Origin of the sequence: Algoriphagus locisalis (assembly GCF_900116615.1) — a bacterium.
Lineage (GTDB): Bacteria > Bacteroidota > Bacteroidia > Cytophagales > Cyclobacteriaceae > Algoriphagus > Algoriphagus locisalis.
On record NZ_FPBF01000003.1, the window covers coordinates 644,478 to 659,248 of the forward strand.

Annotated in this window: 14 protein-coding genes; 7 read left to right on the forward strand and 7 right to left on the reverse strand. The window is 39.8% G+C overall.

Annotated elements, in window-relative coordinates; all coding sequences use genetic code 11:
- Positions 1-199: 199 nt before the first annotated feature.
- The gene (locus BM386_RS11740; protein WP_091694160.1) at positions 200-1,966 is read left to right on the forward strand and encodes a sensor histidine kinase; all 1,767 of its coding nucleotides are present in this window, start codon (positions 200-202) and stop codon (positions 1,964-1,966) included.
- Positions 1,967-2,116: 150 nt separating this feature from the next.
- Here BM386_RS11740 and BM386_RS11745 read toward each other — a convergent pair whose 3' ends face one another.
- On the reverse strand, positions 2,117-3,121 hold the full coding sequence (locus tag BM386_RS11745; protein ID WP_091694163.1) for an acyl-CoA reductase: 1,005 nt from the start codon (positions 3,119-3,121) through the stop codon (positions 2,117-2,119).
- A gap of 140 nt (positions 3,122-3,261) precedes the next feature.
- Here BM386_RS11745 and BM386_RS11750 point away from each other — a divergent pair, with 140 nt between their 5' ends.
- The 5 genes from BM386_RS11750 (at position 3,262) to cas6 (ending at position 7,356) form a co-directional block, all read left to right on the forward strand.
- Positions 3,262-3,609, forward strand: a complete 348-nt coding sequence (locus BM386_RS11750; protein WP_091694166.1) for a 4Fe-4S binding protein — start codon at positions 3,262-3,264, stop codon at positions 3,607-3,609.
- Between the two features lie 158 nt (positions 3,610-3,767).
- Complete coding sequence (locus BM386_RS11755; protein ID WP_091694169.1) at positions 3,768-4,091, forward strand: DUF3276 family protein; 324 nt, start codon at positions 3,768-3,770, stop codon at positions 4,089-4,091.
- An 83-nt stretch (positions 4,092-4,174) separates the two neighbouring features.
- Positions 4,175-5,260, forward strand: coding sequence for an AI-2E family transporter (locus tag BM386_RS11760; protein ID WP_091694172.1), 1,086 nt, complete (start codon positions 4,175-4,177; stop codon positions 5,258-5,260).
- A gap of 7 nt (positions 5,261-5,267) precedes the next feature.
- Positions 5,268-6,365 (forward strand): redox-regulated ATPase YchF, encoded by a 1,098-nt coding sequence (gene ychF / locus BM386_RS11765; RefSeq protein WP_091694174.1) that lies wholly within the window; start codon positions 5,268-5,270, stop codon positions 6,363-6,365.
- Positions 6,366-6,462: 97 nt separating this feature from the next.
- Positions 6,463-7,356, forward strand: coding sequence for a CRISPR-associated endoribonuclease Cas6 (gene cas6, locus BM386_RS11770; RefSeq protein WP_091694176.1), 894 nt, complete (start codon positions 6,463-6,465; stop codon positions 7,354-7,356).
- A gap of 38 nt (positions 7,357-7,394) precedes the next feature.
- Here cas6 and BM386_RS11775 read toward each other — a convergent pair whose 3' ends face one another.
- Both BM386_RS11775 and BM386_RS11780 read right to left on the reverse strand, forming a co-directional pair.
- Positions 7,395-8,672 carry a type IX secretion system plug protein gene (locus BM386_RS11775; protein WP_091694179.1) on the reverse strand — a complete coding sequence of 426 codons (1,278 nt, stop codon included), beginning with the start codon at positions 8,670-8,672 and terminating at the stop codon, positions 7,395-7,397.
- Positions 8,673-8,712: 40 nt separating this feature from the next.
- Positions 8,713-10,644, reverse strand: coding sequence for an ABC-F family ATP-binding cassette domain-containing protein (locus BM386_RS11780; RefSeq protein WP_091694182.1), 1,932 nt, complete (start codon positions 10,642-10,644; stop codon positions 8,713-8,715).
- 93 nt (positions 10,645-10,737) lie between these two features.
- Here BM386_RS11780 and BM386_RS11785 point away from each other — a divergent pair, with 93 nt between their 5' ends.
- A complete protein-coding gene (locus tag BM386_RS11785; protein ID WP_091694184.1) occupies positions 10,738-11,937 on the forward strand; it encodes a PQQ-dependent sugar dehydrogenase in 1,200 nt (399 codons plus the stop codon).
- A 34-nt stretch (positions 11,938-11,971) separates the two neighbouring features.
- On the opposite strand, the gene BM386_RS11790 is transcribed toward BM386_RS11785, so the two are convergent.
- From BM386_RS11790 to BM386_RS11805, 4 genes are all read right to left on the reverse strand, one after another.
- Positions 11,972-12,355, reverse strand: coding sequence for a helix-turn-helix domain-containing protein (locus BM386_RS11790; protein WP_091694187.1), 384 nt, complete (start codon positions 12,353-12,355; stop codon positions 11,972-11,974).
- A gap of 5 nt (positions 12,356-12,360) precedes the next feature.
- Positions 12,361-12,546: a type II toxin-antitoxin system HigB family toxin gene (locus BM386_RS24145; protein WP_091694520.1), complete on the reverse strand. Its 186-nt coding sequence runs from the start codon at positions 12,544-12,546 to the stop codon at positions 12,361-12,363.
- 222 nt (positions 12,547-12,768) lie between these two features.
- The gene (locus BM386_RS11800; RefSeq protein WP_091694190.1) at positions 12,769-14,088 is read right to left on the reverse strand and encodes an ABC1 kinase family protein; all 1,320 of its coding nucleotides are present in this window, start codon (positions 14,086-14,088) and stop codon (positions 12,769-12,771) included.
- Between the two features lie 3 nt (positions 14,089-14,091).
- Positions 14,092-14,757, reverse strand: a complete 666-nt coding sequence (locus BM386_RS11805) for a TetR/AcrR family transcriptional regulator (RefSeq protein WP_091694192.1) — start codon at positions 14,755-14,757, stop codon at positions 14,092-14,094.
- Between the last annotated feature and the right edge of the window lie 14 nt (positions 14,758-14,771).

A 14,771-nucleotide genomic window follows, 5' to 3' on the forward strand; every position in this document is an offset into this window, starting at 1 on the left:
TTCACCCTTATTTAAAACCATTTTAGGTTCATTTCGAAAATTTACTTGCTAATACCTTCCCGATAAAACAATAATGAGGTTACCACAGATATTTAGGTCAAAAAGTTTACTGTTTTTTTTCAAGGAGTGAAATCTCAGCTACATTTCTAGTCATATAATATTTACTTTGCATTCAGAAATCAAACCAAAAAGCTAGTAAATGGAGTTCATCCTTAATCCATTTTCTGTAACCCTTATCCTCTCCGGTTTATTAGTAGGAGCACTTTCTATTTATATAGCCATTAGAGTAGAAGGTTCTACCAGGTGGGTGGCACTGACCATGCTGTGCGCAGCAATTTGGGGGTTTTCTTATGGCCTGGAGTTAAGTGTCTCTACCCGGGAGGCTATGCTGTTTTTTATAAACTTCGAATACTTAGGCATTGCATTTATAGGCCCATTCTGGTTTATTTTTAGCCTTAAATACACGAGCTACAAATCCAAAAACTTCTACTTTTTAGTAGTTTCAATACTTTTGATCCCTATTATCACCTATACCTTGGTGGTAACGAATGACCTTCATCAGTTCTACTATAGTTCATTTGAGGTTATTAATTCGGGACCTTTTCCTACTGCCAAAATCATAGTTGGGCCTTGGTACTACGTTAATTTATTCTACATCTATAGTGCATTTATATTAGGTAGTTTTGTCATTTGGAAAAGATTCAGGTTCTCAGATCCTCTCTTTAAAACCCAAACTAGGCTAATGCTTATCGCAGGGATATTTCCTTTAGTATTCAATCTGCTGTACCAAACTCACCTCTTCCGACCATTTGTAGTCATTGATCTGACGCCCTTTGCTTTTTTGATTACTTACCTGGTTTTGGGTTTTGCAATTCTGAAATACCAGCTTTTCAGTCTTAAACCTATTGCCAGAACCAAGGTGATCGAGGCAATCACCAAAGGGGTTCTGGTCTTAGACGCAGAAACCCAAATTGTGGATTTCAACCCAGCATTATTGAATTTCCCTGGGATAGGACGCCACATTAAAATAGCGATCAAAGCTGAAGAAATTTTCACAAACAGCCCGGATGTCCTCGAATTGATCGCCGATGGTAAAGCCAGGACCATCGAGTCCACAGTAAAGTCTTCTGAAAACATCAAAATCTTTCAGGTGGAGGCGATTCCGCTATTCGATAGAAAAACGATAAACAGTGGGCTGGTTTTACTATTTGATGATATCACAGAGCAAAAATCCATCAACCAAACCCTAAAAAACCAAAAACAAGAACTACAGCAACTTAATGATCTAAAAGACAAGTATTTCAGCATCATCTCCCATGATCTCAAAGGCCCCGTCTTTGGAATTAAAGAACTCATTCACTTAACCAATTCAGGGATGGTTTCTGAAGAGGAATTCATGGGGATGCTGCCTGAAGTCTCCAGAAATATGGAGCAAGTTGCATTGCTTTTGGAAAATCTCCTGGCTTGGTCAAGCTCTCAGCTAAAAGGCGGTGAAATGGTAAAACCACAGGAATTTGACATTCACAAAATCTTAGTGCAGCAAAAGAGTATCTTGGAAAGGATAGCTAATGAGAAGAAAATTGAAATCGAAATAGATCCTCAGGCCAAATCAATGGTGTTTGCAGATAAAAACATGATTGAATTAGTATTCAGAAATGTCCTGAGTAATTCGATTAAGTTTTCAAAAAAAGAAGGGAAAATCAACGTATCTACCCGGGACGAATATGATCTTGTCAAAATCTGTGTAGAGGATTTCGGAACCGGCATCTCAGATGAAAATCTTTCGAAAATCAATAGCGGAATATCATTTACCACGGTTGGCGAAAATAACGAGTCAGGAACTGGGCTAGGTCTGGTGTTGGTAAAAGAATACATTCAAAAGAACAGCGGGCTGGTAGAAGTTAAATCGACAGAAGGAAAAGGCACTACATTTTGCATTACACTTCCTAGTAGCACAAAAGAATAAACTTATTCAGGTATATCCCTCATCTGCCCTTTTGAAGCCAAAGCCCCATACGTTTTTGTGAATTTTAGCGATGAGGCCGCGTCGGTGTTCTCTCCGGGTTTGCAAAGAGTTTATGGCTACTGGCATCATTCTGTCCAATCGTGAAGATTTTTATAGTTTGAGAAGGAAAGCCATGGTATCCACTTCATCTGCATATTCCCAAGGTTCAGGGGTTTGTGCTGTTCCAAAAGGAACACATCCTTCAGCATTTCCTACTACACATTGCAATTTACCCTTCAAACTAGCTAGTTTTTCGGCCAATTCCTCTTCTCCGGAATACACTTCATAAAAAAGAACTGAAATAGGAGAAACTAAATCTTCACTTTCTTTGAGGAGTAAAAAGCCATTATCAAGGTGATCTTCCAGGTTGACCAGGTAAATGGATTTATTGTAATCATAATTGTTTCGGTATTTATGATGCGAGCCTATCGGTGAATAAATCTCCAAAGCACCCAATAAATCCTGAAGCTGATCTTCCGATTTCACATAGATTTTAGAAACATTTCTACAGCCTAAACCATAATATTGAAAAATATCCTTACCGAGATTAATGTAGTCTTCAGTATTTTCATTTCCTTTCAATACCGCTACTGAAGTCCGGTTTTGACGGATCACATGAGGGTATTTCCCAAAGTAATAATTGAAATACCGTGACGAATTATCACTACCAGTAGCGATGTAGGCATCCATGCCTTTTAGCATTTCCTCGATTCGTATTTGAGCTGTAAGTCTTGGGTCTATTTCGAAAAGCTTCTTTAGAATCCATTTCATTAAAACCTCGTCCGATGAGCTTAACTTGATCACAGCCTGATGGCCAGAAAGAATCACACACATTAAGTCGTGGAAACCAACTCCTGGAATATTACCTGCCAGCATCAATCCTACAGATTTTGGTTTTTCTATTTCCTGCAAATCGTAAATAGAGAGCCAAGCATCTAATTTCTGAGGACTTAGCATGAATGAGATACCTTCCAAAGCAGAATCAACCGACTCCTTAGTAAACCAGTTATTATTATTCTCAGCCCTCCACAGCAATTCGTCTTTCTCTTCGAAATCCAAATTAGTAATGGCTTCCCCTAGTTTGACAAATGCGGAAATACGTTCTGCTGGTTTCATGGCATAGATTTAAAGAGACAAATTTAGGCTTTTTGAAAACAAGCAAGCTTAGAATCGAATTAAATTAGTTAGTGTGACAACTTTTTTATTGCCTTACAGTTTTTAGCTTCTTACTTTTGAGCTTTAAATAAAATGAAGTTATGGCTATAATGATTACCGACGAATGCATCAACTGTGGTGCATGCGAACCAGAATGCCCAAACACTGCAATCTATGAAGGTGGCGTAGAGTGGACTTGGGGCGGTGGTACTAGTTTGAATGAAGTTACTTTAGAAGACGGTTCTGTAGTAGATGCAAATGAAAAGCAAGAGCCTGTTTCAGATGAATTCTATTACATCGTCACTGATAAATGTACCGAGTGCAATGGCTTTCACGAAGAACCACAATGTGCTGCTGTTTGCCCTGTGGATTGCTGTGTAGATGACCCAGACCACAGAGAGACCGAGGAAGAGCTATTGGCCAAAAAGGCCATGATGCATGGAGAATAAGGCAGCAATATCGCCTAAGTTTTAGTCACATTTCCAGTATATTAAGTTCTGGCATCAGCCTTTTACTTAAAATAATGATGATCTGGTTTGAATTCTCGGATCTAAATGTTTTATTTTAGCTCGTATTTCAACCATCCTTACACATAAAATTAAACATTGTGGACGATCAAAGAGGCTATGACAGAGAGGAGATTTTCTCTAAAAAAGTAAAAGCGGGTAAAAGAACGTATTTTTTTGATGTTAAATCAACTCGCTCAAATGATTACTATCTAACTATCACAGAAAGTAAAAGAAAGGTAAACGGAGAGAATTTCACGTACGAAAAACATAAAATTTTCCTTTACAAAGAGGATTTCTTCAAGTTTGTTGAGGCTCTGAATGAATCTGTTGATTACGTGAAAAATGACCTTCTTCCAGATGTGGATTTTGAGCAGTATGAGAAAGAAGAATCCGAATACAACGATGAGCTAAAGTGGGAATAATTCAATTGGGTTGACCAGTTTTTACTTTCAACATATATAGTATATTAGAGGAGACAGTGATGTCTCCTCTATTAGTTTAGACTATGCAGCGATTTTTTATTTACATCATTTTATCCATTGCAGTATTCCTGCTGTTTGGCTGGTATTTTTCCAATATCACGCTGTATCTAGTGATTTCACTAATTTTGGCAGCGTTACTTCGCCCGCTGACCAACCATCTAAATGATTTTCACCTACTAGGACAGCATATACCAAGGTGGTCTGCGATACTCCTCTCCTATTCAGCTATTGTTTTGCTGATGGTACTCCTCAGTTTTCTGTTTTTCCCTCTGATCAATAATCAAATCCTAATCCTAAGCGAGCTGGATCTGAATGGGATCTATGAACAAGTGCAATTACCTGTAAGTAGAGTGGAGGGTTTTCTACTTAGGCATGAATTATTGGAAGCTCAGCCAGGGCATTTGTTTGGAAACTTAAAAGCAAGCATGATAGAGATGATCAAAGGCTTTGATTTTACTTCCTTTATTGGAGGAGTCATTAATACCACCAGTAGCTTGTTCATTGGCACAATGGCTATCGCTTTTATCAGTTTTTTCCTGCTATTGGAAAATGGTTTATTACGCAGAAACCTGCTGAATTTGATACCTAACCCCTATTTCGAACTTTCGGTAGCAACGTTTACCAAAGTTGAAAAGCTGCTATCGAATTACCTTTCTGGTCTGCTACTGCAAATGCTAGCCATATTCTCCCTTGCCAGTTTCGGTCTTACCATTATGGGGGTCGAATACGCATTGACTATTGCCTTATTTGCGGCAGTAGCTAACCTGATTCCTTATGCAGGACCTTTACTAGGAGCTATGTTCGGGATTATTGTGGGTGTATCCTCAGGTACTTTTGAAACCAATACGGAATTAAATTACCTCATCATAAAGATCCTTTCGGTGTTTGGTTTGGTACAGATCACGGATAATATTTTTTTACAGCCAATGATTTTTTCTAAATCTGTAAAAGCACATCCCCTTGAAATATTTGTTGTTATCTTTGCCGGGGCAAAAATCGCCGGAGTAATCGGGATGATCTTTGCCATACCGGTTTATACGATCTTTAGAGTGTTTATTTTGGAGTTCTATAAAGGGTATAAATCATACAGAATATTTCAAATAAAATAACAAATTAATGGCATTACAATGTGGCATTGTAGGACTTCCAAACGTCGGGAAATCCACTCTGTTTAACGCCCTATCAAGTGCAAAAGCTGAAGCAGCTAATTTCCCTTTCTGCACGATTGAGCCAAATGTGGGTGTTGTTACTGTACCTGACAAGAGACTTCAGATCCTAGAAGAACTTGTAAATCCAAATAGAGTCCTTCCTACAGTGATTGAATTCGTAGATATCGCCGGATTGGTAAAAGGCGCCAGTAAGGGCGAAGGTCTAGGAAATAAATTTCTTGCAAACATTCGGGAGGTAGATGCTGTTATCCACGTAATAAGATGCTTTGACGATGAAAATATCGTTCATGTGGCTGGTGGAGTGGACCCGGTTTTTGATAAAGAGGTAATCGATACTGAGCTTCAGTTGAAAGATTTGGAATCTGTAGAGAAGAAAATCCAGAAGACTGAAAAAATCGCTAAGGCAGGTGACGCCAAAGCAAAGAAAGAACTGGAAACGCTTTTGCTGTTCAAAGAGGCATTAACCAGCGGCAAGAATGCGCGATCTGTAGAAGTAGAGAAAGAAGACCTGGAGGCAGTTCGAGACTTACATTTATTGACCATAAAACCTGTCATCTATGTAGCGAATGTGGATGAAGATAGCCTTCAAGCTGGAAACAAATACGTTGATAAACTTCGTGAGGAAGTAAAAGCTGAGAATGCTGAGGTAATCGTTCTTTGCGCAGCCATAGAAGCTCAAATCGCAGAATTTGACGACCCTGAAGAAAAGGAAATGTTTCTTGGGGAGTACGGTTTGGAAGAAAGTGGCTTAAACAAATTGATTAGCAGTGCGTACTCATTACTAAACTTAATCACCTATTTTACCGCAGGTGTGCAGGAAGTTAGAGCTTGGACAATCAAAAAAGGTTGGAAAGCACCCGCAGCGGCTGGTGTAATCCATACAGATTTTGAAAGAGGATTTATCAAAGCTGAAGTAATCAAACTAGCTGAGTATCAGAAATTCAAAACTGAAGCAGCTTGTAGAGAAAATGGAAAAATCGCTATCGAAGGCAAAGAATACGTAGTCAAAGATGGTGACATTATGCATTTTAGATTTAATGTGTAACGTTTTCTAAAAAAAAATGATAATTTTGTAATTGCTTATTCACCCCAAACGTTACAATTTTATCTTATTTATTGTCTCATTTTATTTTTAATTTACCGTGAGAGTTAGACTAATATTTTCCCTAAAAAACAAGGGTTCCTATTTACCTTTTCACCACCAGTACATTCTGGCGCAATTCCTCAAAGGATTAATTGTGAAAGGTGGAAGAGAAGAGTTTTACAACTACAACTACTTCAATTTCTCTGGTCTAAAAGGCCAGACGAAAGTGAGTAGAAGTGGATTGCACTACTATTCCAGTTTAGTAACCCTAGTATTGTCTTCCCAAAGTGAAGACTTCATGGACTATCTGCTGGAGCAGGTTTTTGCCACCCCAAAAATCGAGCTTGGCAATCTGATCATGGTTCCTGAGTACACAGAGATCGAAGTAGAACCAGAGTTGGAAACCTCAAACAAATTTGTTTGTATTTCCCCATTGGTATTGATCACTCCTGCGTTCAACGAGGAAGCTGGAAAGCGTTTTATCAGCCCGGACAGCGATGAGTTTTCCGATCTGCTTTACGAATCTACGCTTACCAGGATGGAGCGATCTGGCTGGTACACTCCTGAGCAGATGGAGACTTTCTATAAGTTCCAGGTAGTTCCAGACATGGTTTATGTCAATAAGCTCAAGGAAGCTCAGAAAAAATTTGCTAGAATCTATGCCGTTTACGACATGGATGTGAAGTATGAAGTGAGAGGATATACACTACCTATTACTTTATATGCTGCACCTGAAGTGCAGGACTTTGTATTCAAATGTGGTTTGGGTGCTTTCACTCATAAAGGTTTTGGTATGCTGGATTTGGCTAATCACCCAGCAGGTCCTAGAACAACCACTTATAAGTTCAAAAGAGAAGGATTTGTTCCTTACAAACCAAGTGGCGAGCGTACCCGTGAAAACGTAGCGCCAGCTCCTGACGATGATAAGGAATCAACTTCTGAAGAATCATAAAAAGAAAATCCCTTCCAAAATCGAAAGGGATTTTTCATTTACAGCCTTCTTCGATTTGGGTGCAAATAAATGTACCCAACTAGCCGATCGTATCGTGAACCAAGATTTCTAAAATACACCAGTACTTCATACTCATTTTCTGTTTCGAAATAGCTACCCTCAAATGGATTGGGATCAAATTCCCCATTTATTAAGTGAGCATATTGGTAGTCATACCAGCCCTGCTTTACCAGAAGTGACGTGGTATAAACCCCCATTTTTGAATCCCACTTCATTTTTGCTTCTGGTGTTTTTCCCCAGTTGGTAAGCGAACCTAATAAGTAAATAGGATCAGTGTTTTCAGGTACAGCCAATCTGAAAGTCATCAACATATATTCACTTTCTATTTCAGGATTTCCACCCGGTCGATCCTTTGTCTCTATGATATATTGCCCATTCAGGTCTAAATATTGGGAATAAGCTGTCTCAGGCCTTGGCTTATTGATATTACCATCTGCAAAAATAGCATCTGGCTCCACTCTCATATTGGCAATATTGACTCCATTGGCTCTGATAAACCGCAAGTCAACGAACCGAAATTCATTTCCTGCATCGAAGGTATTTCCCCCATCAAAGGACTCGTATCTCAGGATCTTCGAACTCTCATTCATAAAAGTCGGCTTAGCCAAAAACTTAGCATTGTCCCAACGTTGATTCTGGCGAATAAGCACTTTAATCTGTCCATCAGGATTGGTCACCTCCCCAGCAGAGTAGTTCACCACCACATTTATTTGTTGAGAATTACTACGATCTGAAGTCTGCGAAGGCGGAACAATGGATGCTCCCACCTTGAATACTTCCTCATACACCATAAATCGCTTGGTCAGATACACATCCGAGTCATCCCGCTGACTGTAAACCTGCAAGATGTAATTTCCAGATTTGGTAACCGAGGGCAGCTCAAATCTATAATGAATGTATGGAATTCGTGTATTGACCGAATATTCGTAATCCTGAATATTAAACTCATTGAAGGTGAGTAAAAAATCATTGTCCTTCAGCTGTGATTTCTGCCAATCCGCATCACAGTGAATCAACTTTGCTCTATACATTTCTGGATCAAAAGCTAAGTCATCAAACACCAAAACCAAGGGTTTACCTCCTCTCAGCGGTACCACCGGTGCATCGATCGAGGCATCAAAAGTTACTCCAGCGGGAAATAAGCGTACAGACTGGATGTGATCCTTGTAAACTTTATCCTCCAGTTGCTGTGCAAAAAGCTGGAAAATAGCGAAAAGACTAAGGGAAAAACTTAGTAAAAGGGATTTGATCTTCATTCTGAAAAATAGGCAAAATGAAGACCAAACCCGTAATATATCAGGAAAGAACCTCCTGAAGGTTGGAAATTTTGTCCACCAAAACTTCCCATTGCTCATTTGATGCTTTTAGCTTCGCCTGTATTCCCTGATAATTCTCCTGGATTTCCTGAGCCTCTTCTTCCCGGGAATATAATTCCGGATCAGCCATTTTTCGCTCCAAACCCAGCTTCTTCTCCTCTAACTTTTCCACTTCCTTCTCTACTCGTTCCAGTTCTTCCTCAAGCTTTCGCAAATCCTTCTTTGCTTGCTGTACTTCAGGATTATTTACGGGAGCCTTTGCTTTTGGCTGTTCTTTTTTCTCTGCTTTTTGAGCGGTTTGCACAGGAGTCACTGGAGCTTGTTTTTCACGCCAAGCTTCGTACTCGGCGTAAGTGCCTAGGTATTCCTTGATCTCATGATTCTCGATGTACCAAATCTTATTGGCTACACCTCTGATGAAATGCCTGTCGTGGGAAACAGTCACAAAGGTTCCCTCATATTGCTGCAAAGCTTGAATCAAGATATTTACAGATTGGAAATCCAAGTGGTTGGTCGGCTCATCGAGAAGCAAAAAGTTTGATTCTGAAATCAATGTTTTAGCCAAAGCTACTCTCGATTTTTCTCCTCCGGATAACACTTTGATTTTTTTGAACACTTCCTCATTGCTAAACAAAAAGCATCCTAATACTCCCCGAAGTTCCATCTCGGACTTTGCACTTCCAGCCTGAGCCATTTCCTGGATAATCTCATTATCCAAGGTCAAAGCCTCTAACTGATGCTGCGCAAAAAAGGATTTGATGACATTGTAGCCTTCCGTTCTTCCTTTGATATCTTTTTCAGAACCATCGATGATTCTGAGCAATGTTGATTTACCCTTTCCATTTGCTCCAATCAAAGCAATTTTATCTCCTCTTTCGATGCGGGCAGTGGTGTTTTTCAGAATGACGTTGTCTCCGTAAGCTTTAGAGATATTATCCAGCGTGATCACATCACGGCCAGACTGCTTGGAGAATTTAAACTTAAAATTCACCGAAACTTCATCACTCACTACTTCATGCACACGATCCAATCTATCCAGCGCTTTGATTCTAGACTGAACTTGATTGGATTTGGTCGCTTTGGCACGAAAACGCTCAATAAATTTCTCAGTTTGCTTGATCATCTGCTGTTGATTCTCGTAGGCATTCTGCTGGATTTCCATACGCTCTACTTTCTCTGCTTTGTAAAAAGAGTAGTTTCCAGAATAAAGCGTCAACGTATTACTCGCTACCTCTACCGTGCTGCTAATACAATTGTCCAGGAAAGTCTGATCGTGGGAGACGACAATGACCGCTCCCTCATAGTTTTTCATGTAGTTTTCCACCCATTCGATGGAAGGCAGATCCAAGTGGTTGGTAGGCTCATCGAGCATCAGTAAGGATGGCTTTTCCAGTAAAAGCTTGGCTAGCATCACACGCATTCTCCATCCTCCCGAGAAGGTCCTGAGCGGTTTATTCAAATCAGCAGACTTGAAGCCAATCCCTTCCAATACTTCCTCAGCCTTCGCCTTGATCGTATAGCCTTCATTTGCTTCAAATCTTTCCTGAAGAAATGCCAATCGGTTGATCATTTCATCAGAATAATCGGTTTCCATTTTCTTCAAGATCTCATCGATCTCATCTTGAAGTGCCAAAGTTTCCTTGAAAGCAGCCAATGCTACATTCAAAATACTATCGTCGGACTGGTAGGAAAGCAAATCCTGGTTCAAAAAGCCAATGGTACAATCCTTAGCTTTCTGGACCTCTCCAGAACTAGGCTGATAATCCCCGTTAATAATTTTCAACAAGGTGGATTTACCCGTACCGTTTTGACCTACAAGACCAATCTTGTCCTTAGGTTTGATGTGTAAATTGGCGTTTTCATACAATGGACGCCCTCCGATGAAGTAAGAGAGATTGGAAATCGATAACATGGCGCAAAATTAACCATTAACCCGTTCATAACCTTTTCATTCCCAAACATTCTGAATGTTTATTACCTTACTATATTAATGAAACACCCAATTATGAAGTATCTATCTAAATTTTCAACTGTACTCGGAATAGGAATCGCCCTATTCTCTTTTGGCTGCGAACAAAATCAAAAAGCTGAAGCACAAAATTTTACCACGCCAAATAGCGCTAATAAGAAAAATATCAGCACTGCCACTGCTGATGTAAAACTGGACAAAATCAAATTGCCTGAGAATTTTAAAATTGAAGTCTGGGCAGCCGATATCCCAAATGCACGTGAGATGACAATCACGGAAGAAGGAGTTGTCTTCGTAGGCAGCAGACAAGAAGGCAATGTGTATGCGGTCATTGATGAGGATGGTGACGGGAAAGCTGACACCAAATTCATATTGGCGGAAGATCTTCAGATGCCCAATGGAGTTGCTTACAAAGACGGGGATCTCTATGTGGCAGAGGTGAGCCGTATTATACGTTTCAAAGACATCTTAACTAATCTGAATGCTCCCAAATTTGAGGTCGTTTATGACAAGTACCCAACTGAAACCCACCATGGCTGGAAATTTATAGCCTTTGGACCCGATGGAATGCTGTATGTGCCTGTTGGGGCTCCATGTAATATTTGTGAGTCAGAGGAAGAGATCTTTGCCTCCATCACCAGATTGGATGTGACTTCCCCAAACCCAACGCCAGAAATCGTAGCTCATGGTGTAAGAAACTCCGTAGGCTTTGACTGGGATCCAAAGACTGGAGACATGTGGTTCACTGACAATGGTCGTGATATGCTTGGCGATGATGTACCAAATTGTGAATTGAATCATATCTCGGAGTCTGGTCAGCATTTCGGCTATCCATACTGGCATGAGGGAGCGGTGAAAGACCCTGAGTTTGGTGACAAAGGAGGTCCAGCATCTGACTACGTCGCACCAGCAGCGAAAATGGGTGCTCACGTAGCTCCTTTGGGGATGAGGTTTTATGAAGGAAGTATGTTTCCTGCAGAATATAAAAACAGGGCAATTATTGCAAAGCATGGCTCTTGGAACAGGAGCAAAAAGTCAGGCTATGTTTTGACATCCATCGATGTGGATGGTTCCACAGCCTCCGGTGAAAAAGATTTCGCTACAGGATGGCTAGACGAGGAAGCTCAGGAAGCTTGGGGTCGTCCAGTCGATATACAGGAAATGAAAGATGGGAGTTTGTTAATTTCCGACGATATGGCCGGAGTGATCTACCGGGTCACTTATTCAGCTAATTAATTCAATAAAAAAGGGAAGCGTTTGCTTCCCTTTTTTATTCCACCAGTAATTCTATTGGAATATTATACGCTTGATTCAGCTTTTTAATTTGCTTTAAACTAAGCCCCCTTTTTCTGTTCATAATTTCAGAAACTCTACTGGCAGGCCCTAATACTGGTATAAGATCCTTTTGCTGCAAGCCTTTTTCCAGAAGGTAATAGCTCAAAATTTCAATAGAATCAGCTTGAGAGTTCTCGAGTTTATATCCTTTCTCTTCTTCATACTTCTCTACCAAAATGGAAAGAACTTCAAGATAATTTTCTTCATCCGAGTCCGGCTTCACTCCACTGATTAGTAAGTCTTTTATTAATTCTAGCGAAGCTTGATACTCCAAATCATTCTTAATGACTTTTAGAGACGGTTTTTCTATAGTTTCCATAATTACTAGATTCTATTTGCATCAATTTTATCATAATCAGAATGAGTACCAATCCAGATCGTGTAGATAATATCTTGTTTGTCTTCACCTGCTATATGAATACCTGTGATTAATCGATACTTATTACCACCAATATTGAATATTACTCTATTATTGGCAATTACATCTGCGGAACCAAAGAAAAATTTGATTTCATTTAGATTATTCTAACTTCAATGATTTGACAACTTTTACCCATCTCTGAACAGGAGCTTTTGCATCTGGATGCTTAGAAACAAATTCCACTAAAGTTCGCTCAGATATGATTCTCAATTTGAAACAAAATTAACAGTACAAGAGTTACACTTTTTGGAAAGTATTAAAAACAAAAGCCCAAAAATTCTCCAGAGGCTTTTGAATATTTATTTTGAGGATTACTCCAACCACTCCGGCTTAGTCGTCACGACCTCAGCTTGAAGCTGGTTTAGAAGATTATATAATCCAAAGTAAGTTCTATTTACATAAAGTCCATGTCTCGAACCTCGTGCCTGATTAGACTTCTTGAATAGCTTATCATTGGAAACCCGATCTCCCAATTCAAAGATTTTCTCGAAGAAACCATCATCTGAGAAGTCAAACTTATCTACATGGAAAGGCTTCCCTAATAGAGAAATCATCTCCTTAAAGATAGATTTGAAATACTCCTGCTCCTCAGGTTTATCCTTGTCAGAAATAAATTCCAAGTCGAAGAAAACCTGATCCAATTCACTGTTTTTGACTAAGAGATCTTTCTTAATGAGAGCAAAATACCCTTCATAGAAATCCTCTGGAATCACTTTTACGCAACCAAAATCAATAATCCCTAATTGATCATTTTCCTGAATGATAAAATTCCCTGGATGTGGATCCGCATGAACTTGCTTAAGATTATGAACCTGATGGTGATAAAACTCCCATAAAGCCTGCCCTATCTGATTTCTGGAATCCTGACTTGGATTAGTAGCCAACCACTCTTTCATGTGTGCACCCTGTATCCAATCCATCGTGATGATACGCTCGGCGCTTAATTCATCATAATAAGTTGGGAATTTCAAGTTGGGAATATGGCTGCATTCACCAGAAATCTCTCTCGATCGCTGCACCTCCAGGACATAATCTGTCTCCTCTAACAACTTTTCCTCTACCTCGGCCATGTAATGATCCAGTTCTTTTTCATTCATATTCAAGATCCTTAAGGCAAATGGCCTTACCAACCTCAAGTCTGAACTCACAGAATCAGCAATTCCAGGGTATTGGATTTTTACTGCCAACGTTTTCCCATCCAAGGTAGCTTTGTGAACTTGGCCAATCGAAGCGGCATTTACTGCCGAACGAGTAAACGTATCAAAAACCTGATCTGGACTTTTACTGAAATATTTCTGGAAGGTTTTCACAACCAGTGGATAAGACAAAGGCGGAGCAGAATACTGTGCCATGGTGAATTTATCCTGATATGCTCTTGGCAAGAGGTTTTTATCCATTGACATCATCTGCGCTACTTTCAGTGCAGAACCTTTCAGCTGACTAAGTGAAGAGTAAATATCAGTTGCGTTGTTCTGATGGAGTTCTTCCCTGTCCATTCCAGGATTCACCATTTTCTTGGCGTAATGCTTCACGTAATTCCCTCCTACTTTTGCTCCTGTGGAGATGAATTTGGCAGCCCGCTGCACTTTTGAGACAGGGATATCCTGCTGCTCGTTTAAGTTATCTGTCATGGCTTATTTAGACTGATACATGAATTTGGCAAAATCAAGAAATGAATCCAGTGCACTTTTACCCATCAGGTCAAATGCTAAATTCACTGACTTTTCGATCGCTGCATCGGTTTTTTCAAATCTTGGCGATCTGTCATCCAGCCAATAACGGAACACAAATCCAACTTGAATCCAAAGTGCCTCATCGTATCTATCCGAAATCACGGGTCTGTTTGCTATCTCTTCAGTCTCTTTCCCTTCCAAAATAATCTCGCTGGCAAAAGCCTTAAACTTCTCTTTGAACTCAGCTGATTCCTTTGGCAAGGTGACAAAAGATTTTGCCCTATTCTCGTATAAACTCAGCAAGTAAGATCTGTTCTTTTTCAAGCATTCAATCCATGTAAATAGAAAACTCAAAAACTTTTCCCTAGCGGAATATTCCGAAAATACCCCCTGCTTTTCGATATCCGCCAAAGTCTCATCAAAAATATCAACGAGGATAGCAGGTTTTATCGCTTCAAAGGAGGTGAAGTAGGTATAGAAATCTTCCTCCTTCATCTTCATGTCCTTAGCAAACTTGAAAACTGACTTGGGCATTTCACCATGCTCAAGCACATGATTTTTAAAACTTTCCAAAATCAGCTTTCTATAATCTTTCTTAGTCGTTTTCTTAACAGTGGTAGATTCCATAGTCTTTCTTTTAT

Bases quoted from the DNA above. Each gene is read 5' to 3' on its own strand.
- BM386_RS11740 (WP_091694160.1), top strand. From the start codon at position 200: ATGGAGTTCATCCTTAATCCATTTTCTGTAACCCTTATCCTCTCCGGT.
- BM386_RS11745 (WP_091694163.1), bottom strand. From the start codon at position 3,121: ATGAAACCAGCAGAACGTATTTCCGCATTTGTCAAACTAGGGGAAGCC.
- BM386_RS11750 (WP_091694166.1), top strand. From the start codon at position 3,262: ATGGCTATAATGATTACCGACGAATGCATCAACTGTGGTGCATGCGAA.
- BM386_RS11760 (WP_091694172.1), top strand. From the start codon at position 4,175: ATGCAGCGATTTTTTATTTACATCATTTTATCCATTGCAGTATTCCTG.
- ychF (WP_091694174.1), top strand. From the start codon at position 5,268: ATGGCATTACAATGTGGCATTGTAGGACTTCCAAACGTCGGGAAATCC.
- BM386_RS11775 (WP_091694179.1), bottom strand. From the start codon at position 8,672: ATGAAGATCAAATCCCTTTTACTAAGTTTTTCCCTTAGTCTTTTCGCT.
- BM386_RS11780 (WP_091694182.1), bottom strand. From the start codon at position 10,644: ATGTTATCGATTTCCAATCTCTCTTACTTCATCGGAGGGCGTCCATTG.
- BM386_RS11785 (WP_091694184.1), top strand. From the start codon at position 10,738: ATGAAGTATCTATCTAAATTTTCAACTGTACTCGGAATAGGAATCGCC.
- BM386_RS11790 (WP_091694187.1), bottom strand. From the start codon at position 12,355: ATGGAAACTATAGAAAAACCGTCTCTAAAAGTCATTAAGAATGATTTG.
- BM386_RS11800 (WP_091694190.1), bottom strand. From the start codon at position 14,088: ATGACAGATAACTTAAACGAGCAGCAGGATATCCCTGTCTCAAAAGTG.
- BM386_RS11805 (WP_091694192.1), bottom strand. From the start codon at position 14,757: ATGGAATCTACCACTGTTAAGAAAACGACTAAGAAAGATTATAGAAAG.